A 22,234-nucleotide genomic window follows, 5' to 3' on the forward strand; every position below is an offset into this window, starting at 1 on the left:
GAGATGAATCCGAAGCTTGGCCTGATACGTACCTTCAGGACAATCTTTCGCCCAGGCCACAGGGCCGGTGGCCTTTGTCTTGAACATGTTGCCGAATCCAGGCAATCAGTCGGGGAATTTCCGACTGGAAGCCAACCTCACCCCTGAGCAAGTCTCCAGCTTTTTGGCCGGAGCTTACTACATCAACATTCACACGCAGGCCAACCCGCCGGGCGAGTTGCGAGCCCAGGTGGTTTTCCCTCGCTAAGGTTTGATCCAGTACCCCATCTGAGATCCCCGCAGGTGAGGGGATCCCTAATTTTTGCGGACGGATTGGCTGTCCTGTGAACTCCCCCACGGTCAGTCGTGCCGGCAGGACAGAGTTTCTGTGTAGCTCCTGGCCAGCAGCTTTCGGTAGTCCTGGAGCTGGCCTGCCAGTCCCCTTTACAGAGCGAGCTGTAGGCTTCACCTCTGGGCTAGCTGTGGAGCGCCAAGGGAATAACTACACAGGTTGTTGCCCACCTACAATGGCCCGACAGCGAATGTAGGGGCCGCCCGCATCCACCTTGGCCGGTTGACCCTTGCCGCAATGGCCGGATCCCAAATCCCACAGGAAGTCCCGCGAGACGGCATCCACCGATTGCAGCACCTCAAAAGCATTGCCGGTGATGGTGACACCGCGCAGCAACTCCGCCAGCTTGCCATCGCGAATGCGGTAGGCCCGCTCCACGCCAAACATAAACTCGCCGGTGGAGTCCGCCTGCCCGTTCCTGGCCCCATCCAGGAAGTAGCCATCGGGAGTGCTGGCGATGATTTCCTCTAGCGTTTGGGATCCGGGTTCAATGAAGGTGTTGCGCATGCGGATCAAAGGCTCATCGGCATATTCCCAGGCGCGGGCATTGCCGGTGGGCTCTACGCCAAAGTGGGCAGCAGTTTCGCGGTTGTGGAGATAGCTGACCAGAATGCCGTTTTGGATGATGGTGGTGCTTTGGGTAGGAACGCCCTCGTCGTCCACAGGAAGGGTTCCCCCTGCCCCTGGCATAAACTCTGAATGGCCGGAGTCTTTGAGAGTAACCAAGTCGCTGGCCACCCGCTGCCCCAGCTTGCCGGCAGCCACAGAACCCGCCAGGACAAAATCCGCTTCGACAGTGTGGCCAATGGCCTCGTGCACCAATAGCCCCACGATGGAAGGCGACAGAATAACCGTGGCCCATCCCCCTTCCGCGTAGCCTGCGGACAACAAGTCAACAGCGGTAGCAGCCGCCTTTTCCGCCATCTGCAAGGGATGCGAGCGGAACAGGCAATCCCATCCCCCTGTTACCCCAATGGCCTCGGAGCCACTGCTGAGCTGGCCGGCAGCTTCGGCCACCGCCTGAACTCGCAGCTCGGGGCGCACCAGACGAAAGGCCACATCCGCCCCATCGGTGGTGACGATGGCTTTTTCCTCGTAAATCTCGTTGTAGGTGCAACTGGCGGAGCTAATTTGGCGAGAGGCCTGCCGGGCCTGCGCCTCGGTTTCCAGAGCCAACTGGATCTTCGCCTCCAGCGGCTTATTCAGCACCTCCTCCACACCGGGCTCGCAGAACTCCCCTTGGGCCAGCCGCACACTGGGCAGGGATCCCAGTTTTTGCTTGCGGTAGTCGGCACTGGCTTGAGCAGCACGGCGAGCCTCAGCGATGGCCTCCCGAATAGCAGCCGGCGAGGGATCCCCGGTGGCAGCAAAGCCCCAAGTGCCGGCCTCCAACACCCGCACCCCCACTCCGGAACGGCGACGAACCGCGGTGCGCTCAAGGCGGCCCTTCTCGGCAGTAATGCTGCGAAACACCTTGCCGTGGTAGCGCAGTTCCACAAAGCCAGAGCAATCCCGAAGAATGTCGCGCAGAAGATCTCGCATGGCAACAGGGAGATGGGTGTAGTCCTCAGTCCAGCATAGCCCGATCCTGGAAAGTCGATGAGCTGCCACGCCGAGTAAACTACCCGACACCCGCGCTATGCGCAGGGTGCGGGCTTTATCCCAATCCCTAGCGGCCCCAGAGGACAGCTAAGTTTCGGAATTTCAGGCGAGTTTACAGTCGCCCCAAGGAGAGAGATTACTTGAGCAGCGTTATAGTCAGCATCCCCTTCCCACCCGCAGTGTCCACACTTGAACGACTTACCATTGCGGTAGGACTTACCCCGCTCAGGGTGGATGTGCAGGCATTTGTGGCAGGTCTGACTGGTGTAGGCAGGCGGCACCAGTACCACAGGCACTCCAGCAATGGCAGCCTTGTAGGCCACAAACATCCTGAGCTGGTAGAACGCCCAGTTGTTAGTCCTGCGCCGCTCAGTCTTGCTCCGAGGCTTCTGATTCAAGCAATCTCTGATGCCTGTTAAGTCTTCAAAAGCCAGTGCCGCACCAATAGCCTGGGCATCCCTGACCAAGGTTTTGCTGATGTTATGGTTCAGCCATGTCTGGTAGCGCCGTTCTCTCCCAGAGAGCCTTCTCAACAGCCTCCTAGAGCTGCGAGTGCGTTTGGATTGAACCTTGGCGCGTACACGGCTGAACCGGTCACGGACGGCCTGGATGTGTTCTCCACTCCAAGAGCGTCCGTTGCTAGCGGTGGCGATATCCCGCCTGCCCAAGTCAACTCCGATTACCTTGGGAGTCTTGCCAGTCGGGGGAGTGTCCAACTCAACCGCAATGTTGATGTAGTACTCCCCTTGCTTGGTCTTGGACAGAGTAGCACTGGTGGGTGTTTGCCCCCGCAGCAAAGCGATTTGATAACCGCCAATCTTGAGCTTGAGCCAAACCCGTCCGCTCATCAGGGTCACGCCCACGGCTTGGTCGGACTCTCGGTACTTAAAGGTACGAGCGTCCAAAGTCAGACTGGTGGGGCGGAACTTGTGGACTTGCTTCACTGCCTTGGCGTTACTAATCACTCGACGGAGCGCCTGACAGACGTGGTTGGCCTTCAGCCCTGTTGCTGCCCTTACCGGTCGATAGACCAAGTGGTGCAGCTTGGCGGTGTTCCAGCAGTTCTTTTGTTTGGCGGTATCGAGAATCTGGTTGCAAGCGTCAGCAAATCTCTGCAAGGTGCGATCAATTTCTTGACGCAACTCTTGTGGGACTATCAGCTTGCAACGTACGGATATAGTCTGGCTCATGGGCTTATTGTAGTTCATCCAGACTTTGGCCGGCAAACCCATAAGGAGGCGGGCTTTCCTCCCGACACCAAGCCTGCGGCTATGGTGCGGGCCTCCAGCCCGAAAATTTGGTGAAAGCCCCGATCCCGTTCGTGTCAGCAGTGCGGAACATTTTGGCCAGGCCCGCCGTTAGAGGACAAAGTTAACCAGCTTTTTCGGCACCACCACCACTTTTTTGGGTGTTGCCCCCTCCAGGTATTTCTGCGCTGCTTCTGACCGAAGGGCCAACTGTTCCTGCTCCTTCGGCGTTACCTCGGCAGGGGCCTCAAACGAGCCGCGCAATTTGCCGTTCACCTGAATCACAATGGTCACCGTGTCGGCCACCAGCGCTGCCGGGTCATAGCTGGGCCAAGACTGCCGATGCACCGAGTCTGCGCCCCCCAGCGCCTGCCACAGCTCCTCCGCAATATGGGGGGCAAAGGGCGCCATCAGCAACACCAGCGTGCGGATCCCCTCTGCATAGACCGGCGAATCCGGGATCCCGGCCTCCCCCAGAGCATTGCTCAGCTTCATCAGCTCGGCAATGGCGGTGTTGAATTGATAATCGTTTTCCAGATCTTCGCTGACTTCCTTGATGGCGGTGTGGATGGCCCGGCGCAGATCTTTTTCCGCCTTGGTCAGGGATCCCACCTCGACCTTGGCCGGCAACAGCTCTGGGGCCCCGCTCTGCAAGGACTCCGTCCCGCCACCGCGAACGACAAACTCGTACACCTGCCGCCAGACGCGGTTGAGAAAGCGAAATTGCCCCTCCACATCGGCATCGTCCCACTCCAGATCCTTCTCCGGCGGGGCCTTGAAGAGGATAAACATGCGGGCCGTATCCGCCCCGTAGTGGGCCAGCACCTCCTCGGGATCCACGCCGTTGCCCTTGGACTTGGACATGGTAGCGTAGATAACTTGCAGGGGCTCGCCCGTTTCCGGATCCCGCGGGTCGTTGGGATCCTGCACCAGAGCTGCCGGGATCCAGCGATCCTTGCCGGACTTGTTGGGGTTGTAGTAAGTGCGCCCTTGCACCATCCCCTGGGTGAGCAGACGCAGGAACGGCTCGTCAAAATCCAGCAGCCCCCGATCCCGCAACACCTTGGTAAAAAAGCGGGAGTAGAGCAGGTGCAGGATGGCGTGCTCGATGCCGCCCACATACTGATCCACCGGCAGCCAGGCGTTCACCCGGTCTTTGCGGAAGATCTCTCGGTCGTTGCGGGCATCGCTGAAGCGCAGGAAGTACCACGACGAGCAGACAAAGGTGTCCATGGTATCGGTTTCCCGGCGGGCTTCCGTGCCACAGGTGGGGCATTTCACCTTCACCCAGTCCTCCAACTGGGCCAACGGGGATCCCCCTCGCCCCGTCAGCTCCACATCCTCCGGCAAGAGCACCGGCAGATCCTTCTCCGGCACCGGCACAATGCCACAGTGGGGACAATGGATCACCGGGATGGGACAACCCCAGTAGCGCTGCCGCGAGATCAGCCAATCCCGCAGGCGGTAGTTGATCTGCTTTTCCCCCAGCCCCTGGGCTTCCAGCCAGGCGATGGCTCTTTCCACGCTTTGCCCTGGGCCTTTGCCCACCGGGATCCCGTCTAGGGGGCCAGAGTTGATCATCACCCCTTCCCCCGTCCAGGCAGCCTGCAGTTCTGAGGACTCCGTCCCGCTGGCGCGATCCGCTGAGGCCGGAGAACCCTCCGGCGGCTGCACCACCCGCTTGATGGGCAGGCCGAACTTGCGGGCAAACTCGAAATCCCGCTGGTCGTGGGCAGGCACAGCCATGATGGCCCCCGTCCCGTAGCCCATCAACACATAGTCGGCAATCCAGATGGGGATCCGCTCTTGGTTAACGGGGTTGATGGCGTAGGATCCCGTCCAAACCCCCGTTTTTTCCCGGTCTTCGGCGCTGCGCTCGATCTCGCTGCGGGCAGCGGCCTGGGCTTGATAGGCTCTGACGGCCTGCAGTTGCTCGGCGGTGGTGAGCTTGTCCACCAAGGGGTGCTCCGGCGCCAGCACCATGAAGGTGGCCCCCCAGAGGGTATCGGGCCGGGTGGTGAACACTGCCAGCTCGTCCCCTGCCTCGGTTTTGAAAATCACCTTAGCCCCCACCGATTGGCCGATCCAGTTCTCCTGCATGGTGCGCACCCGCTCCGGCCAGCCGGAGAGCTTTTCCAGATCCGCCAGCAGTTGGTCGGCATAGGCGGTGATTTTGAAAAACCACTGCTTGAGCATGCGCTTTTCCACCAGGGCGCCGGATCTCCAGGAACGCCCCTCCGCATCCACCTGCTCGTTGGCCAACACCGTCTGATCCACCGGATCCCAGTTCACCGCCGCCTCTTTCTGGTAGGCCAAGCCCGCCTGCAAAAATTGCAGGAAGATCCACTGCGTCCACTTGTAGTAGTCCGGCGAACAACTGGTAATCTCCCGCTCCCAGTCGTAGGACAGGCCCAACCGCTGCAGTTGCTCCCGCATCTGGGCAATGTTTTGGTAGGTCCACTTGGCCGGTGGGATCCCCCGGTCGATGGCGGCATTCTCCGCCGGCAGGCCAAAGGCATCCCAGCCCATCGGGTGCAACACCGCGTATCCCTGCATTCGCTTGTGGCGGGCAATCACATCGGTGATGGTGTAATTGCGCACATGCCCCATGTGCAGGTTGCCGCTGGGGTAGGGGAACATAGACAGGGCATAAAATTTGCGGCTCCCGTCCTTCAGCTCTGGGGTGCGATCCAGCCCAATTTCACGCCAGTGGGCCTGCCACTTGCTCTCAATGGCCTGGGGATTGTAGCGCGCGTCCACGGTTCGATGCTCCTGGGAAAAAAGCGCATACGCTGGGAGATAGAAGCATTTTGACATACTCCCCACGCCAGTGCTCTCAAGCAAGGAACGGGATCCCTATTGGCGCTGACAAACCGACAAGCAGGGATCACAAGCAGGGATCAGTAGGTTTCTTCGTGCCACCTGTCTGCTTTCTTCAGTTCCTTCTGGAACTTGCTCCAATCCTGACCGGCTTGTTCGGCCAAAGGCCCCATGACGTTGTTGATCCCGTCCTCCATCCCCTTGAGGCCGCAGATGTAGGTGTAGGTGTTGGGCTGTTGCAGCATCTCCCACAGCTCGGCGCCGTACTCGGCCATGCGGTTTTGCACGTACATTTTCTTGCCATCGGGGGTTTGTTGCTCGCGGCTGATGGCGTAATCGACGCGGAAGCGATCCCCGTACTGGGCTTTCCAAGCCTCCAGATCCCCGTGGTAGAGCAAGGTGGAGGTGGTGGGCACCCCAAAGAACAGCCAGATCTTGCCCTGATAGTTGGGATCCTCTTCAAACAGGTGCTTGATGAAGGCGCGAAAAGGGGCAATGCCGGTGCCGGTGGCGATCAAGATCAGGTTGGCATTCTCATCTTCAGGCAACAGGAAGGTTTTCCCCGATGGCCCCGTGATCATCACCTCGTCGCCTGCCTTCAAATCGGTGAGGAAGCCGGAGCAGACCCCCACCCCCGGCTGGCCTGTCTCTCTATCGACATATTCAGCCCGCTTCACGCTCAAAGAGACGGTGCGCCCCTCGCCATCATCGCCAAAGCGGGTGGAAGCAATCGAGTAAAGGCGGGGCTTGTGGGGCTTGCCCTTGGCATCTTCGCCAGGAGGGATAATGCCAACGCTTTGCCCTTCTAGGTAGCGGTAGTTGGGATCCGGCAAGCTGAGCACAATGTGCTTAGTCAGTCCGGGTGCTCCTTCACCGACAATGGAGTAGGTCTCCACGCAGTGGCCGATCAACGGTGCGTTGGGACGATACAGATTGACGACAACCTCTCGCTTTTCTGCGCTGGCAACCATACCTGCGATCTGCTCCTGGCACTGGGAGGAAATGAGTTTACATATAGCAAAATAGCAAACACCACAGCAGCCCGGCTGCTCAAATGGAACTTGCCAGAAGAACAGCAGACGACCTTCGCCAGCCCCCCAGGCCGTCCTGAGAGCGGCAACCCCGGAAAAATAATCCCGGCCAAGCTCATCGGCCAAAAATATGGATTTTTTGTTAAATTGTTGCTTAGGGTGCCCACCTCTCTGGCCTGCCAGCGGCTTGTGATGTAACGGCTTTATTTGGTATCATGCAAGACCGTAACAGTTGGTAACTTTCTAGAGCCTTTTTCTCAGTTTTGCCCTGCCCGTCCCCGAGGAGTTCCCATGGCAAGCAGTCCTGATCGTGTTGTGATGATTGGTGTCGCCGGAGATTCTGGCTGTGGCAAGTCCACCTTTTTACGCCGGCTGGGGGATCTATTTGGCCGGGATCTGATTACCACCATCTGTCTGGATGACTATCACTCCTTGGATCGCTACCAGCGCAAAGAGAAGGGCATCACGGCGCTGGATCCCCGCGCCAACAACTTCGACCTGATGTACGAGCAGGCCAAGGCGCTTAAGAACGGCCAAAGTGTGATGAAGCCCATCTACAACCACGAGACGGGGCTGATTGACCCACCGGAGCTGGTGGAGCCCAACCGCATCATCGTCCTGGAGGGGCTGCATCCCATGTATGACGAGCGGGTGCGCCAGCTGCTGGACTTCAAGGTGTACTTGGATCTGGCGCCGGAGATCAAGATTGCTTGGAAGGTGAAGCGGGACATGGCCGAGCGGGGCCACACCTACGAAGATGTGTTGCGCTCAATCGAGGCTCGCCGCCCGGACTTTGAAGCCTATGTCGATGTGCAGAAGCAGTACGCCGATGCCGTCATTGAGGTTTTGCCTACCCAGTTGTTGCCGGAGCTGGATTCAGAGCACAAAGTACTGCGGGTGCGGCTGATCCAGCGGGAAGGGGTGAAGTACTTCGACCATGTCTATCTCTTTGACGAAGGCTCCACCATTGATTGGATCCCCTGCGGCAAAAAGCTGACCTGTTCCTACCCGGGGATCCGCCTCCACTATGGCCCTTCCACCTACTTCGAGCACCCGGTTTCGATTCTGGAGATCGACGGCACCTTCGACAAGCTGGAAGAGGTCATCTACATCGAGAACCACCTGAGCAACCTGTCCACCCGCTACTATGGCGAGCTGACGGAACTGTTGCGCAAGCACCCAGAATACCCGGGATCCCGCAATGGCTCTGGTCTGATTCAGATCATCGTGGGCCTGAAGCTGCGCGCCCTCTACGAGCAAATTCGGGCAGAAGCCAAAGAGCTGGCGGTGGCTTCCTAGTGTTTGCCCCGCTTAGGGGATCCCTTCGGTAAAGTGTTGGTGCAGGTCGGCTGACCCAGCATAGGTCGGCAGTAGGGCTTCGGTGTATGCAGGGATTCCAGTTGGAGATCTTTCCGGAGGGCCCCGTCTTAATCCAACGGGCCATCGAGATTTGGCAAGCTCGGTCAGCCGCTGCCATTCGCGAGCGGGGACGCTTTACGGTGGCCTTGGCGGGAGGAAGCACCCCCAAGAAGCTGTATGCTGCCCTGGCCCAAACCCCAGGGATCCCTTGGCAACAAACCTGGCTGTTCTGGGGAGACGAGCGCTATGTTCCCCCGGATCACCCTGAGAGCAACTACCGTATGGTGCGGGAAACCTTGCTGGAGCAGATCGGGATCCCGGCGGCTCAAGTTTTCCCTATGCCCACCCAAGCGGGGGATCCCCTTCGCGATGCTGCCGAATACGAGGCGACCCTGCGGCAGATTTTCGGTGCAGAGTGCCCTTCTCTCGACCTGGTATGGCTGGGAGTGGGGGAAGACGGCCACACAGCTTCCTTGTTTCCCGACACCGCCGCTCTGCAGGTGCAGCACCGCTGGGTGACAGTGGGGCAAAAAGGGCAGGAGCCGCGTCTAACCTTGACCTATCCCGTCCTCAATCAGGCAGCCCAGGTGGTGTTCCTGGTAACCGGAGCGAACAAAGCCCCCATCGTGAAAGAGGCGCTGACCACCGAGGCCCACCTACCCTGCCAGCGCATAAACCCCAGAGGACGGCTGCTGTGGTTGCTGGATGCGGCGGCAGCGGCTCAACTGCCCCTGCCCTGTGTCCCGCTGCTCAGCTAAACAACAGGCGGGCTAACTGCCGATGGGATAGGATCCCCCAGGCCCACCGCCCCCAAAATCATCCCAGCCCATTCCAGTGGCCACAGGTTTGATAGCCCCAGCGGCCAACGCACCAGGTTTCATGGGTCGAGAACCGGCGGGGCAGGGATCCCTCAGGGGTTGCCGGGCAAATTCTTCAGTACTGGAATCACCAGCTCTTGGACGGGCAACGCTACGGGCTGGGCGGAGTCACTGCTCAGGGAGCTGGATGGCGCAGAAGGAGAAGAGCTGGGGATCTCGCCCATGGGCCGCAGTTGCCAGCGGATGATCTGCTCGCCGCGGTAAAAGGTGACCAACAACTGATCCCCTTGCGATTGGATTTGCCAAGTGCCATCGCCGCTGGTTACCGAAATATGGCCGCCGGAAAAGGGTGCATCCAAAGCCGGCCCCGATTGGCTCCAGATACGCCCGCCACCCGTTTCCAAGATCAATTGCACCGTCGCCCCCTGCCCCTGGCCGCTCAAAATTTGGCCGGTTCCGCTCCAAACTCGGGTTTCCGTCTGAGCCACGGCGGGTTGCCCAAGCTGCAGAACCATGAGCAACAGCCCTGCCCAGCTCCAGTGATTTCGCAGCCTCCCTCTCCCATCAGGGAAGAAGGAAGAAGAGCGAGAGAAACAAGCCATTGCACTCACGTTGATACCACGCGCCGCGATAGGACTGAAACAGACGAAGAAGAAAGCGACAAGGTGTCGCAGGAAGCAATCCTTTACACAGTCTTTTTCACAGTCTACCGAGAGGCTCCGGGATCCCTCTGCGCTCTCTTGGCTCTGGGTTAAGCCTGCTGCTGGAATCGGCCCTCGGCTTGATCCCAATCTAGCAATCTCCATACCCCCAGACAGGATGTAACCTGAGACTCTGGCTGCGAGGATCCCCAGCAACTGTTTCGTCAATGCGCAGAGTCAAGGCCCAGGGTATCTCCGACGCGATCCCGATCCTCACGACTTGAGAGAAAGGAAACGCTCCAGAGCTGCCACCATCGCCGGTGGCCAACGGCGGACGGTTTTCACCCATTCCAGGTCGGCGTAGCGGGGATCCAGTCCTTGCACAGCCACCCAGTGACTTTCAGCCTCTCCCTGGCGACCCTGCGCCCAAAGAATGGCGCTGAGAGCAGCCCGCATATCTGGAAACTTCGGGTACTTGCGCACCAGAGCCCGCATCAAGCGCAGGGCAGCTTCTGTTTCGCCCACCTGGTAGAGGCTCAGAGCATAGTTGGCCTGAGCAAAGGCGTAGTCGGGAGCCAATTCTGTGGCGCGGCGGTAGTCAGCCAAGGCCTGTTGCCATTGGCCCAGCCCTGCTTCCGCATTGCCACGGTTGTTGTAGGCCGCCGCATCGTTGGGATCCAACTGCAACACCCGCTCATAATCGGCAATTGCTTCCTGCCACCGCCCCAACCCCTCCAAAGCAGCCCCTCGGTTGAGATAGGGATCCGGTGCCTCAGGGGCCAAACGAATGGCCTCAGCGTAATCCTCCAGAGCTGCCTGCAGTTGGTGCTGGCTGACACGGGCATTGCCCCGGTTGCTCCACAGGGCCGGGTTGTCCGGCTGGATCTGCAACAGTTGAGTCCACAGGGTTTCCGCCCGGGCAAAATCTCCCCTCTGAGTTGCAGCAAAGGCTTCCTCAAACAGTCGATCGATCTCGTGATCTACCCTGTTGCTCGCTGCCGTTGCCACCACACCCGATCCAGGCCAGATAGGGATCCCTAGCCAAAACAGCAGCCCCAGCAGCAGCGCAGGGAGTAGGTTGGGTACACTGACGGACTTCATGGCTGCAAAAACCACCTTGGATGGGGTGTCCCCACCTGAAGCCATCGCCGCAGGGGGTCTGATGGTTAGCGCGCCCTGGAGGACTCGAACCCCCGACATCCGGTTTTGGAGACCGACGTTCTACCAACTGAACTAAGGACGCATTGGCCAAAGGTTACACCCGCTTACCCAGTGTAGCAGGTACACCCACCTTTCAAAGAAGCTGTTCCTTGCTATCCGCACTCTCTGCCTTAGCCTTGATGCGAGTGGCTTTGCCCACCCGATCCCGCAAATAGAACAGCTTGGCCCGGCGCACTTTACCTCGCCGCAGCACCTGAATCGACTCGATGCGCGGGGAGTGAATGAGGAAAACCCGCTCCACGCCGATTCCCTGGAAAACCTTGCGCACCGTGATGGTGCGGTTAATGCCGGAGTGGCGCATGGCAATGACCGTGCCCTCAAAGGCTTGCACCCGCTCCTTGCCCCCCTCTTGGATGCGAACTCCCACCCGTACCTGATCCCCAACCCGAATCTCCGGCAGATCCGGCTTCATCTGGGCAGCTTCAATGGAGCGGATGATCTCCTCAGCGTTGATGCGAACGTTCATGGCTTTCCCGCGCTACCGGCAGTTAACCATGGTAACAATCGTCGCTGTTTTTTGTACAGAGCTGGCCGAATAGACCTCAAGAGGCGGGAGACTGTGTTTACGCTTCCCCCATTTTTCCAATAGGCTAGACAAAGATAAAGCTTTTGTTACAAACGGGAGACTTTTGTGATCCTGCACACCGATGAGCCCAAGACGGGATCCCTGTCTACTCCCAGGCCTGCAGATCAGCCTCTGCCCCAGAGCAAACCCCGCCCCAAGAGATTTCCCTTCGGTTGGATGCTCTTGGGCTTGCTGTTGGCCGGCCTAGGGGGCAGCGGTCTCCTGATCCAGCGTCAGCTGCAGCAGCAGAGGGCAGAACGGCTGGAAAGATTGACGGTACCGGTTCAAGTGGTGGATCTGACCCAACGCCTGCGGGTGAGCGGCCAGGTGCAGCCGCTCCGCCAGGTGAATGTCAGCCCTCGCGAGTCGGGTCGCCTGGCGGAACTGTTGGTGGATCAGGGAGATGAAGTGGTGGCAGGGCAGTTATTGGCCCGGATGGACTACGGCGATCTCGCCAGTGGCATTCGCCAAGCCCAAGCCCGCATTCAAGAGCTGCAAGCCCGTCTAGCGGAGCAACAGGCCGGAGAGCGCCCCCAGGTGATCGCGGCGGCCCAGGCCAGGGTGGATGCTGCCCGGTCGCAGGTGGACTTGGCTCAGAGGGAGTTAGAGCGCATCCAGGCCCTGGTGCAGGCGGGGGTGGTAGCCCGCAGCGAGCTGGATCAACGCTCGGCCCGCCTGGAACAAGCGCAAGCGGATTTGCGAGCTGCTCAACAGGAGTTGGAGCGATTGCAACTGGGGAGCCGCCCGGAAACCCTACAGCAAATTCAAGCCCAAATTGCCCAGGCACAAGCCGAGCTGGCCCAACGGCAATCCCGGTTGGCTGACACCGAAGTCCGCGCCCCTTTTTCTGGTGTGGTGGTGCAGCGCTTTGCCGAGGTGGGATCCTTTGTAGCTCCCACAACAGCAGCTTCCGATGCCACCGCAGCTTCTTCCAGTTCCATTTTGGCGCTGGCTCAGGGAATTGAGGTGCGGGCAGAAGTGCCAGAAGCCCAGATTGCCCAGGTGCGGGTGGGTCAGCCGGTGGAGATCCGCTCCCTGGCCTACCCCGACCGCCTGGTGCAGGGGCGGGTGAAGCGGATTGCAACCGCTACGGTGGTGGTGCGAGAGGTAACCGTCTTTCGGGTCTTCGTTGAACCGGAGCCTGGGGCCGACTTTTTGCGCACCGGCATGACTGTTTCGGTGGATTTCATTGGGGATCCCCAGCCTCAGGCTCTGACGGTGCCCTCAGTGGCTATCCTCCGGGAGGAAAGCCAGGAAGGCGTGCTCCTGCTGGATCCCCAAACCCGACGACCTGTCTATCGCCGCGTGGAAACGGGCATCACTCAGGGTGGAGTTACCCAAATCCTCTCCGGTCTGCAGGCAGGGGATCGGGTCTTTACTGCCCTGCCTCCTGGGGTGAACCTAGAGACTTTGATTAAAAGAGCGGAGCAACAGCCATGAGCCTGGCAACGGCGGCCAAAATGGCCTGGCAAATGGTGCGACGACATCGCCTGCGAACCGGGCTGAGCATGCTCGGGATCCTCATCGGCAATGCGGCGGTGGTGGCCATTGCCGGATTTGGCTACGCCGCCCAAGAGATGGCGGTGGATCAATTTCGCTCTCTGGGCACCAACTTGCTGATCGTCTTTTCGGCCAACTTGGGCCTGGTCGATGCCGGCAACATCCGCCCCCTCACTTTGGAGGATGTGCGAGCCATTGCTGCGGAAGTGCCTGCCGTGTCAGCAGCTGTCCCCAGCCTGGGCACCAATGTGCGCGCTGTGCGAGGTGGAGTGGATCGCCGCTATGAGGCCACCGGCACTTGGCCGGAGTACTTGTCGGTCTTGAACCTGGAGATCGAGGCAGGCCGCTTCCTCTTGCCCTCGGATATCGAGGAACAGCGCCCGGTGGTGGTGCTGGGCAGCGATGCCGCCAGCCAGTTGTTCGGCCTGGATCCTGCCGCTGCCATTGGGGAGACCGTCCTGCTGAACAACTTGCCCTTCGAGGTAATCGGCACTTTGCGCTCGAAGCCGACGGTGTTTGGCAACAGCGATGCCGGAGTGTTTCTGCCGGTGGATGTGGTGGCCAATCAGTTGGTCGGGCGACGCTCCCCCTACGGCACAGAGCTGACGGCGATTTTCGTCTCGGCCCGCTCTGAGGCCGATCTGCCTGCTGCCGAGTTCCAAATCCGCAACCTGCTGCGCCAGCGGCACCAATTGGTGGGAGAAGATGACTTCATCATCCGCAACCAAAAGGTGCTCCTGGATGGGTCGGCCAGGATTTTGAGCCTGCTGCGGGTGCTACTGACGGGCACGGCGGCCCTCTCCCTGCTGGTGGGAGGGGTGGGGATCATGAATGTGATGCTTATCTCGGTTGCGGAACGCACCCATGAAATCGGGCTGCGCAAGGCGATTGGGGCGGATAGCCGGCAGATTTTGCAGCAGTTTGCCGCCGAAGCGATTTTCATTGCCGTGACCGGGGGGGTGCTCGGGATCCTCCTCAGCAGCAGCCTGCTGGTGGCGGTGCAGGTGTTCACCCCCTTGGCCACCCAAGTCGATGGGGTGGCAGTGGGAGTGGCGTTCTCCCTGTCCACTGGGATTGGGCTAGTCTTTGGCATTTTCCCGGCCCGCAAAGCGGCGCAACTGGATCCCATTGAGGCCCTGCGGGCCTAGAGATCGTATCCAAACAGGCGGGGATCCGCCGGCTGCCAATTGAGATCCGCCAAGCCGTACTCCGCCCAGCGGCGATCCACCAAGCGGGCCACCTCCGGATCTGGAGCAAGGGGCTCCCGCCAGGGAGCATCGGTTTCTGGGGGAATTTTGGTGGTGGCATCAATGCCCATCTTGCCCCCCAGACCCCGTCTTTCGGTGGCAAAGTCCAAGGTGTCAAAGGGGTTGTCCGGCAGAACAAACACATCCCGCTGCGGATCCACCCGCGAGCACAGGCACCACAGCACCTGCCGTGGATCCCGCACATTGATATCCTTGTCCACCACGATCACAAACTTGGTGTAGCTAAATTGGGGCAGGGCGCTCCAAAAAGCCAAAGCCGCCCGCCGCGCCTGGCCAGGGTAGGCCTTGTCGATGGAAAGAATAGCGGCCTTGTAGCCCAGCGCCTCCATCGGCAAAAAGAAATCTACAATCTCCGGCACCTGCTGCCTGAGGATGGGGGTGTAGATGCGGTTCAGGGCCAGCGCCATCATGTCGTTTTCTTTGGGGGGCTTGCCGCTGAAGGTGGTGAGATAGATGGGATCCCGGCGGTGGGTCAAGCAGTGGAAGCGAATCAGAGGGGCCTGCTCGTTGCGGGGGCCGTAGTAGCCGATGTGATCTCCGGCAGGCCCATCGGGGGCCACTTCCCCAGGGGTGATGGTGCCCTCCAAAACGATCTCAGCATGAGCCGGCACCTGCAGATCCACCGTTTTGCACTGGGCCAGGTGCAACCCTTCTCCGGCGTAGAGACCGGCAAACAGCCACTCGGACAGATCCACCGGCAGGGGTGTGGCCGCCGCCAAAATCACCACCGGATCCACCCCCACCGCCACTGCCACCTCCAGCTTTTGGCCCAGGGCCGCCGCCTTGCGCAGATGCCGAGTTGCCCCCCGCACCGACAGCCATTGCACCGTCATGGTGGTGCGGCTTTGCAACTGCAGGCGGTACACCCCCACGTTGGGGATCCCATTTTCCGGGTCTTTGGTGACCATCAGGCCCAAGGTCAGCACCCGTCCGGCATCGCCGGGATAGACCCGCAACAGGGGCAATTGGGTGAGATCCACTTCCTCTCCCCGCAGCACCACCTGCTGACAGGGAGGAAGCAGATCCCGGCTGGGTTTAGCTTTGAGTACGCTAAACAGAGCTTGTCCCAACTCCACCGCCTGGGCAAAGCTCCGCGGTGGCCGCGGCTGGTAAAGCAGGGCCAGCTTTTTCCCCAGTTCCTCCAGATCCTGAGGCTGCTCCATTCCCAAAGCCCAGCAAATGCGCTCCACCGTGCCCAGGGTGTTGATGAGCAGCGGCATTGAGGATCCCTTCACCCGCTCAAACAGCAGCGCCGGCCCCCCGCAGGCCAAGAGGCGATCGGCAATCTCGGCAATTTCCAGATCCGGATCCACTTCTGCCGAAATGCGGCGGAGCTGACCACGGGATTCCAGCAGAGCAATAAAACGGCGTAGATCTCTGGGCATGAAAGGGAACCTAAGGGCTTACTTGTCGCGATTGAGGGCTAACCCGCTCATGAAGGGCTTCTGCAGCGCAATAAACACCAGCAGCGGCGGGATACTGGCGATGATCGCTCCCAGCATCATGGGGCCATAGGAGGCCGAGCTATCCAGATTGAGCAGGGATTGCAGCCCCACCTGCACCACTTGTCGCTCTCGGCCTTGCACGATCAAGCGGGGCCACAGGTACATATTCCAAGCGTAAACGAAGTGAATCACCGCCTGCGCCCCGATGGCGTTCCAGCTCAAAGGGATCAGCACCTGGGTGAGAAATTGCAGCGGGTTGGCCCCGTCCAGTTGGGCCGCCTCCGCCAGCTCGCGGGGAATGTTGGAAAAATGCTGGCGGAACAAAAACGTGGCCGTGGCGCTGGCCAGAAAGGGCACGATTAAAGCGTAGTAGGTGGATCCCCAGCCCAAGTTGGTGACCAATCGCAGCAGGGCAATAATCAAGATTTCGGTGGGCATCATCAGCGTGATCAGCACAAAGCCAAAGGCCAGCCCTTTGCCGGGAAAGCGGAAGTACACAAAGGCCAGCCCGGCCAGCAGCGACAAAACCGTCTTGCCCACCGTGATTGCCACCGCCACGATGGTGCTGTTGACCATGTAGTGGCCCAAGTGCCGCGCCACCATCACCTGATGCCAGTTGAAGGCAAAAGAGGAGCCAAAGGTCAATTGATAGCGGAACACCTCGGCATTGTTCTGGGTGCTCACGAGCAGGGCGTACAACACCGGAAATCCCAGAACCAAGCAGGCCAGCACCAGGCCCAAATGCACATACCAACGCTCCGGGATCCAGCGCCGCCAACGCCAGGGAGAAGGCTCCACCCGAGTTGAACTGGGCTGGGCTACTTGAGATCGGGGATCCTGCAACAGTTGGGCCATGGCACCTCCGGACAGCAAACGCTGATGAGCAGATGGAGTTTCTGGGTCGATCTTCGGCTTCTCTTGTGAGGATAATCTGCCAGAGTTAAGGGCAACCTAAGGAAGGCCGGTCGCCTTAGCGGTGCGGAGCACCTCTGCCCAGACTTGCGAGTGCTTTCACCGGCGATGGGGAAACGGGTAGAGTAGAACAGCAGTATCTGGATAACCCAAGAGAGGATCCCATGACTCGAGGCTTTGGCCCCTTCGGCAAAATCCAAGAAGCGCTCAAGAAAGCCCAAGAGGTGCGCGATGGCGCTCAAAGGCTGCAAAAAGAGCTAGAGGAGATGGAGATCGTCGGCGAAGCCGGCAATGGGCTGGTGAAAGTGACGGTCAACGGCAACCAAGAACCTCTCAAAGTCTCTCTGGATCCCCAAGTGCTCCAGGAGTCGGTGGATGTGGTAGAAGACTTGCTCCTGACAGCAATGGTGAACGCCTACACCCAATCTGCTGAGACGATGCGCAAACGCATGGAAGAGCTGACCGGAAACATCAGTCTGCCGGGGTTGGGACTGGGTTGAGCCCCACTTGCTTAACCCCGCTTGCTTAACTCTGTATGTACACTCGCCCCTTGGCTCGCCTCATCGAAGAGCTGCAACGGCTGCCCGGCATTGGCTCCAAAACCGCTCAGCGCCTAGCTCTCCACTTGATCAACCGGCCTGCCGGCGAGATCGAGGCCCTGGCCAAAGCCCTGCTGGAAGCCAAGCAGACGGTTCGGCACTGTTCCATCTGCTTCAACTGGTCGGCGGAGGATCCCTGTGAGATCTGCCGTTCGCCGCAGCGGGATCCCTTGCTGTGGTGCGTGGTGGCCGACGTCAAAGACTTGATTGCGATGGAACGCACCCGCGAGTTCAAGGGGCTTTACCACGTTTTGGGCGGCCTCATCTCCCCCATGAACGGGATCGGGGTCGATCAACTGCACATCCGCGAGCTGGTGGCCCGGGTGGCACGGGAAAAACCGCAGGAGCTGATCTTTGCCATCAGCCCCAGCGTAGAGGGGGAAGTAACCATGCACGTGGTCAAGGATTACCTGAAGCCGGTTGCCCCCACCTTGCGCATGACCCGCCTGGCCTTCGGCCTGCCCATGGGATCCGAGCTGGAATATGCCGACGAGGTTACCCTGGCCCGTGCCTTGGAAGCGCGGCAGGAGTTGTGAGCCGCTCAGCCCATCAATCGCAGCCGGTTACCCCCTCCGCGCAGTAGGTGCTCCACCAGGGGTTGAAGTTGGCAGGATCCTCCGGCAGAGTGCTGATGTTCAGAAGTTCCTGGAAGCTGCTGTTGCGGCCTCCGTAGCGCAGGTGCATGTGCACCGGATCCCCGTGGGGTGCCCGCAGAATCACATAGGTGAAGGTCTCGCAACTGGCGTCTGCTCCAGGCCGCAACTGAAACAAATCCCAGATGGAACTTAAGGAGCGCTCAGGGTAGTAGAAGGGATCCGGCGCAGCCCCCCGATAGGCGTAGCGACAATTTTCCGCCAGGGGCTTTTTCCCCTCCAGATCGGCGTAGAAGGAGAAGAACTCCATCTTCTCAAACTTCACCCGCTTTGGATTGCGCGGATCGTTGGCCGATTGTTCCAGGGACGTATCCAGAGTGAAAACACCATCAATTCCCAGGTAGGGCACTTTATAAGCATTGGGGGACACAATCTGCAGCTCTAAGGCTGCCGCAGCCGCTCCAAAACCCAAGAGACTCAAGCTGCCGATCAGCCAGGTTAGGGCCGTTGAAGAACCAATTTGGCGAGAGAGCATAAAACTTTGTTGTGCCTGTGTTGTGCAGTAAACTGCAGAGCAGTTTAGGGGAAGCTTTGAGCTCGTACCATCCCACTGGGGGGCATCTGGCGAGAAATTCGCCGACTGCAGGTGCAGCTCTGAGGAACGGGATCCCATCTGGATCCCAACAAGGCAGTAAAATTGAGGTCAGGCTCACCGTAGAGGTGCCAGGTTTGCTGCCAGAGCCTGATATCTGGAAACTGATTTTGAAAGCGAGGAAAACCCCGTGGAGCTAGCTGAGATTGAGGAGTTGATGAACAAAGCTGTGCAAGCCACACAGCGCTCCTTTAATACGGTACGCACCGGGCGGGCCAATTCCAGCCTGCTGGATCGCATTCAGGTGGAGTACTACGGCGTGCCCACTCCCCTCAAGGCCCTGGCCAGCCTCACCACGCCAGACTCCAGCACCCTCTTGATCCAGCCCTTTGATCCCTCGACCCTGGCGGCCATTGAGCGGGCCATTGTCGCCTCTGACCTAGGTCTAACCCCCAGCAACGACGGCAAGGTGGTGCGGCTCACCATTCCCCCCCTGACAGAAGAGCGGCGCAAAGAGCTGAGCAAACAGGTGGCCAAGCTGGCCGAAGAGGGGCGAGTCTCGATCCGCAACATCCGGCGGGATGGCATTGACTCGGTGCGCAAGCGAGAGAAAAATGGCGAGCTGTCTGAAGATGAGTCCAAAAGCTTGCAGGATGCCATCCAGAAGCTGACCGACCGCTATATCAAAAAGATCGATGAGCTGCTGGCAGAAAAAGAAAAGGAGCTGACGACGCTGTAAAAGCTCCTTGTGGACATAACTCCCCACGCTACTGGCCTGCTTCTGCATAGCCGTAGGACGGGGTTAAAGACCCCATTTTTTGATCAAAACTCGACACTCATCCCGAAACTTCAAGGTTTCCACTTGCCCCTCGGAGTTGAGCAGCCCTTCATTTCTTCTTGTCCGACTCCAACAAGAGGGATCCCGGCTTAGGCCAGGATGGAAGGGGGGAAAACGACAACTCTTGCCGCAATGGATCTGATCCTGTGCCATCAATCGGCGGATTTCGACACCCTAGGGGCGGCGGTGGGAGCGGCGCGCCTGTATCCGGGTGCCCGCATCGCCTTGACCGGGGGATCCCTGCCGGGGGTGCAGGAGTTTTTGGCCTTGTACCGAGATGAATTTCCCCTCATCGAGCTGCGCTCTGTGGATCCGGGACAGGTGCAGCGGTGGATTGTTGTGGATTGTCACGATCCGGATCGCTTGGGCAAAGCTGCCGCTTGGTTAAGCGTCCCCGGCGCGCAGATTGAGATTTTCGACCATCACCCCAGTCCACTGGATAACTTTTGGCCGCAGCAGCAGGTCAACTGCCATATCGAGGCTGTGGGGGCCACCTGTACCTTGCTGGTGGAGCGGCTGCAGGCTGCTGGGATCCCTCTCAGCCCTTTTGAGCGGCTGGCGCTGGCTTTGGGCATTTACATGGATACGGGATCCCTGACCTTCCCGGAGACCACCGCCCGCGATGCTGCTGCCCTGAGCTGGCTGTTGGATCAGGGGGTGAACCTGGTCTTGTTGCGGCGCTTTTTGGGGGATGGCCTCACCCCAGAGATGCGCGAGCTGCTCAGCCAGGGGTTGGCCCAGATGCAGGTGCAGCAGGTGGGGGAGTATCGCCTGGGAGAATGGCTGCTGGAGCTGCCGGAGTTTGTGCCCGGCTTGGCCGGCCTGGTGATGCGGCTGATGGATCTGACGGGAGTGGATGTGCTGCTCTTGGTGGCGCGGCAGGGGGAGCGGCTCAGCCTGATCGGGCGGGCGCGGCAGGAGTTTGCCCAGTTGGGCAGGGTGATGGCCCTCTACGGCGGCGGTGGACACGATTGTGCTGCAGCAGCCACGTTAAAAGCCAGCCCAGAGCAGCCTTTGCCCGACCCGGCCCAAGTCATGGCGGCCCTCAGGCAGGCTGTCCAAGAGCGGATCCCGCCCCCGGTGACGGCCAAAGATTTGATGTCGGCTCCGGTGCGCACCATCCGACCGGAGATCACCATCGACGAGGCCCAGCGGGTGCTGCTGCGCTACGGCCATTCCGGCCTGGTGGTGGTGGACGCTCAAGGTCGCCTGGTGGGGGTGATCTCGCGGCGGGATATCGATATCGCCCTGCACCACGGATTTGGCCATGCCCCCGTCAAGGGCTACATGACCACCGACGTGAAAACCCTCTCCCCCGACACCCCCTTGGCGGAGATTCAGCGGTTGATGGTGCAGTGGGATATTGGCCGCCTGCCGGTTCTCCAGGATGGACAGTTGGTGGGCATTGTAACTCGCACCGATGTGTTGCGGCACCTACACGAGTTGCCGGCCCTCTCACCCCAGTTGGCTTTGCCCACCCTTTCCTGCCCCTTGGATCTCACCTTCGCCGCTCTTTCGGAACGGCATCGACAGTTGCTGGAGCAGGCCGCCCGCCTCGCCGATGAAAAGGGCCTGAGGTTGTATCTGGTGGGGGGAACGGTGCGGGATCTGCTGCTGCATCGGTGGGGACGGCAGCCCTCACCCAACCTGGAGCGGCTGGATCTGGACTTGGTGGTGGATGGGCCCTACTCTCCGGCCCTGGATGGGACGGATCCCCCGGGCTGGGGCTTGATTTTGGGACAAGCGCTCAAACAACGCTTCCCGGAAGCGCGGCTGGAGATCCACGGCAAATTCCAAACGGCGGCCTTGATCTGGCCAGGAGGCTTTTGTGTGGATATCGCCAGCGCCCGCACGGAGTTTTATCCCTACCCGGCCTCTCCCCCCGAAGTGGCCATGGGATCCATTCAGCAAGACCTCTATCGGCGGGATTTTTCCATCAACGCCTTGGCCTTGCGCCTCAACGGCCCCCAGCGAGGACAGGTGCTGGATTTTTTCGGCGGACAAGCGGATCTGCAACAGGGGATCATCCGGGCATTGCACCCCAACAGCTTCATCGAGGATCCCACCCGCATTTATCGGGCGGTGCGCTTTGCGGTGCGCTTAGGCTTCGCCCTGGACTCGACCACAGAAAAATGGATCCGCGCTGCCGTGGCCAGTGGTCTGCACGATGCCGTCGGCGGGGATCGCCTCAAGCAGGAGCTGGCCTACATTCTCGGATCCCGCGATTGGCCCCAAGCCTTTGAGCGGCTGGCAGAATGGGGAGCTTTGCGCTGTATTCACCCCGACCTGGAGTGGGATCCCTCCCTGTGCCGGCGGTTGCAACGGGTGGGTCGCTGGGCTTATCACTTTCGCCGCCGCTATCCTGAGCTGGGATCCCAGGAGATCTGGCAACTGCGCCTAGAGGCTCTCCTCCTCACCCTACCCCAAGCCCCCCAGGTGGCCAGCCAACTCCACCTTACCCAAGCAGGCATCGAACGCCTCAGCCATTCCTCCTATTACCAAACCCTGTTGGCCCAATTGGATCCCGGCACCCTCTCTCCGGCCCAGGTGGTGCAACTGCTGCAGGGGCTGCGGATCCCGGCGGTGATTTTGTTGGCTGGGATCGCCCCCAAGCCGGCCCGGCGGCTGATCTGGCGCTATTTGCAGGAGTGGTACTGGGTGAAGCCGCTCCTCAACGGCCACGATCTGCGTCGTCTGGGTTATAAGCCAGGTCGCCCCTTCCAAGCCATTTTGGAGCAACTGCGTTGCCTCACCCTGAACGGCGAACTCACCACCCCGGCAGAAGCTGAAGCCTGGCTACAAGAACACTTCCCCCTGCCGCAAGCTCAATACCGAGGAAGAAAGTAGAAGGG

At 60.1% G+C, this 22,234-nt stretch carries 18 protein-coding genes, 1 tRNA gene and 1 pseudogene; 9 read left to right on the forward strand and 11 right to left on the reverse strand.

Features of this window, described 5'->3' with window-relative positions; translation table 11 throughout:
• Window positions 1–61 precede the first annotated feature (61 nt).
• A pseudogene (locus ACVWVQ_RS04625) lies at window positions 62–247 on the forward strand (CHRD domain-containing protein); the annotation flags it as partial.
• Between the two features lie 234 nt (window positions 248–481).
• Here ACVWVQ_RS04625 and ACVWVQ_RS04630 read toward each other — a convergent pair.
• The 4 genes from ACVWVQ_RS04630 to ACVWVQ_RS04645 all read right to left on the reverse strand — a co-directional run bounded on the left by ACVWVQ_RS04630 (window position 482) and on the right by ACVWVQ_RS04645 (window position 6,971).
• Complete coding sequence (locus ACVWVQ_RS04630; protein WP_414351927.1) at window positions 482–1,873, reverse strand: TldD/PmbA family protein; 1,392 nt, start codon at window positions 1,871–1,873, stop codon at window positions 482–484.
• Between the two features lie 95 nt (window positions 1,874–1,968).
• Window positions 1,969–3,123, reverse strand: coding sequence for an RNA-guided endonuclease InsQ/TnpB family protein (locus tag ACVWVQ_RS04635; protein ID WP_457507135.1), 1,155 nt, complete (start codon window positions 3,121–3,123; stop codon window positions 1,969–1,971).
• 168 nt (window positions 3,124–3,291) lie between these two features.
• Window positions 3,292–5,940, reverse strand: a complete 2,649-nt coding sequence (gene leuS / locus ACVWVQ_RS04640) for a leucine--tRNA ligase (RefSeq protein ID WP_457507137.1) — start codon at window positions 5,938–5,940, stop codon at window positions 3,292–3,294.
• A gap of 140 nt (window positions 5,941–6,080) precedes the next feature.
• A complete protein-coding gene (locus tag ACVWVQ_RS04645) occupies window positions 6,081–6,971 on the reverse strand; it encodes a ferredoxin reductase domain-containing protein (RefSeq protein ID WP_011434421.1) in 891 nt (296 codons plus the stop codon).
• A 351-nt stretch (window positions 6,972–7,322) separates the two neighbouring features.
• On the opposite strand from ACVWVQ_RS04645, the gene ACVWVQ_RS04650 reads away from it, so the two are divergent.
• Both ACVWVQ_RS04650 and pgl read left to right on the forward strand, forming a co-directional pair.
• Window positions 7,323–8,330, forward strand: coding sequence for a phosphoribulokinase (locus tag ACVWVQ_RS04650; RefSeq protein ID WP_457507140.1), 1,008 nt, complete (start codon window positions 7,323–7,325; stop codon window positions 8,328–8,330).
• 86 nt (window positions 8,331–8,416) lie between these two features.
• Complete coding sequence (gene pgl / locus ACVWVQ_RS04655; protein ID WP_457507143.1) at window positions 8,417–9,148, forward strand: 6-phosphogluconolactonase; 732 nt, start codon at window positions 8,417–8,419, stop codon at window positions 9,146–9,148.
• Between the two features lie 152 nt (window positions 9,149–9,300).
• Here the strand turns inward: pgl and ACVWVQ_RS04660 are convergent, their stop codons facing one another.
• The 4 genes from ACVWVQ_RS04660 to rplS all read right to left on the reverse strand — a co-directional run bounded on the left by ACVWVQ_RS04660 (window position 9,301) and on the right by rplS (window position 11,536).
• Window positions 9,301–9,723, reverse strand: coding sequence for a hypothetical protein (locus ACVWVQ_RS04660; RefSeq protein WP_414344534.1), 423 nt, complete (start codon window positions 9,721–9,723; stop codon window positions 9,301–9,303).
• A 399-nt stretch (window positions 9,724–10,122) separates the two neighbouring features.
• The gene (locus ACVWVQ_RS04665; RefSeq protein ID WP_457507145.1) at window positions 10,123–10,950 is read right to left on the reverse strand and encodes a tetratricopeptide repeat protein; all 828 of its coding nucleotides are present in this window, start codon (window positions 10,948–10,950) and stop codon (window positions 10,123–10,125) included.
• A gap of 69 nt (window positions 10,951–11,019) precedes the next feature.
• Window positions 11,020–11,092: transfer RNA gene (locus ACVWVQ_RS04670), tRNA-Trp, on the reverse strand.
• 51 nt (window positions 11,093–11,143) lie between these two features.
• Window positions 11,144–11,536 (reverse strand): 50S ribosomal protein L19, encoded by a 393-nt coding sequence (gene rplS / locus ACVWVQ_RS04675; RefSeq protein WP_457482586.1) that lies wholly within the window; start codon window positions 11,534–11,536, stop codon window positions 11,144–11,146.
• Between the two features lie 165 nt (window positions 11,537–11,701).
• Here rplS and ACVWVQ_RS04680 point away from each other — a divergent pair, with 165 nt between their 5' ends.
• Both ACVWVQ_RS04680 and ACVWVQ_RS04685 read left to right on the forward strand, forming a co-directional pair.
• Window positions 11,702–13,075 (forward strand): efflux RND transporter periplasmic adaptor subunit, encoded by a 1,374-nt coding sequence (locus ACVWVQ_RS04680; protein ID WP_457507147.1) that lies wholly within the window; start codon window positions 11,702–11,704, stop codon window positions 13,073–13,075.
• Complete coding sequence (locus tag ACVWVQ_RS04685) at window positions 13,072–14,283, forward strand: ABC transporter permease (protein WP_457507149.1); 1,212 nt, start codon at window positions 13,072–13,074, stop codon at window positions 14,281–14,283. The genes ACVWVQ_RS04680 and ACVWVQ_RS04685 overlap by 4 nt, the downstream gene beginning before the upstream one ends.
• Here ACVWVQ_RS04685 and ACVWVQ_RS04690 read toward each other — a convergent pair.
• Both ACVWVQ_RS04690 and ACVWVQ_RS04695 read right to left on the reverse strand, forming a co-directional pair.
• The gene (locus tag ACVWVQ_RS04690) at window positions 14,280–15,788 is read right to left on the reverse strand and encodes a UbiD family decarboxylase (RefSeq protein ID WP_457507152.1); all 1,509 of its coding nucleotides are present in this window, start codon (window positions 15,786–15,788) and stop codon (window positions 14,280–14,282) included. The two genes, ACVWVQ_RS04685 and ACVWVQ_RS04690, sit on opposite strands and share 4 nt — an antisense overlap.
• A gap of 18 nt (window positions 15,789–15,806) precedes the next feature.
• A complete protein-coding gene (locus tag ACVWVQ_RS04695) occupies window positions 15,807–16,703 on the reverse strand; it encodes a carbohydrate ABC transporter permease (RefSeq protein ID WP_414329037.1) in 897 nt (298 codons plus the stop codon).
• A gap of 221 nt (window positions 16,704–16,924) precedes the next feature.
• Between ACVWVQ_RS04695 and ACVWVQ_RS04700 the strand changes: the two genes are divergently transcribed.
• Together ACVWVQ_RS04700 and recR are read left to right on the forward strand one after the other, a co-directional pair.
• Entirely contained in the window at window positions 16,925–17,260 is a 336-nt protein-coding gene (locus tag ACVWVQ_RS04700) for a YbaB/EbfC family nucleoid-associated protein (protein WP_011434432.1), read from the forward strand.
• Window positions 17,261–17,295: 35 nt separating this feature from the next.
• Window positions 17,296–17,895, forward strand: a complete 600-nt coding sequence (gene recR / locus ACVWVQ_RS04705) for a recombination mediator RecR (protein WP_414374697.1) — start codon at window positions 17,296–17,298, stop codon at window positions 17,893–17,895.
• 13 nt (window positions 17,896–17,908) lie between these two features.
• On the opposite strand, the gene ACVWVQ_RS04710 is transcribed toward recR, so the two are convergent.
• Entirely contained in the window at window positions 17,909–18,487 is a 579-nt protein-coding gene (locus ACVWVQ_RS04710) for a hypothetical protein (RefSeq protein WP_457393978.1), read from the reverse strand.
• A gap of 247 nt (window positions 18,488–18,734) precedes the next feature.
• Here ACVWVQ_RS04710 and frr point away from each other — a divergent pair, with 247 nt between their 5' ends.
• Together frr and ACVWVQ_RS04720 are read left to right on the forward strand one after the other, a co-directional pair.
• Window positions 18,735–19,283: a ribosome recycling factor gene (frr, locus tag ACVWVQ_RS04715; RefSeq protein ID WP_011429597.1), complete on the forward strand. Its 549-nt coding sequence runs from the start codon at window positions 18,735–18,737 to the stop codon at window positions 19,281–19,283.
• A gap of 231 nt (window positions 19,284–19,514) precedes the next feature.
• Window positions 19,515–22,229, forward strand: coding sequence for a CBS domain-containing protein (locus ACVWVQ_RS04720; protein ID WP_457507154.1), 2,715 nt, complete (start codon window positions 19,515–19,517; stop codon window positions 22,227–22,229).
• The last annotated feature ends 5 nt before the right edge of the window (window positions 22,230–22,234 follow it).

The sequence above is a fragment of the Thermostichus sp. MS-CIW-36 genome, from assembly GCF_054059035.1.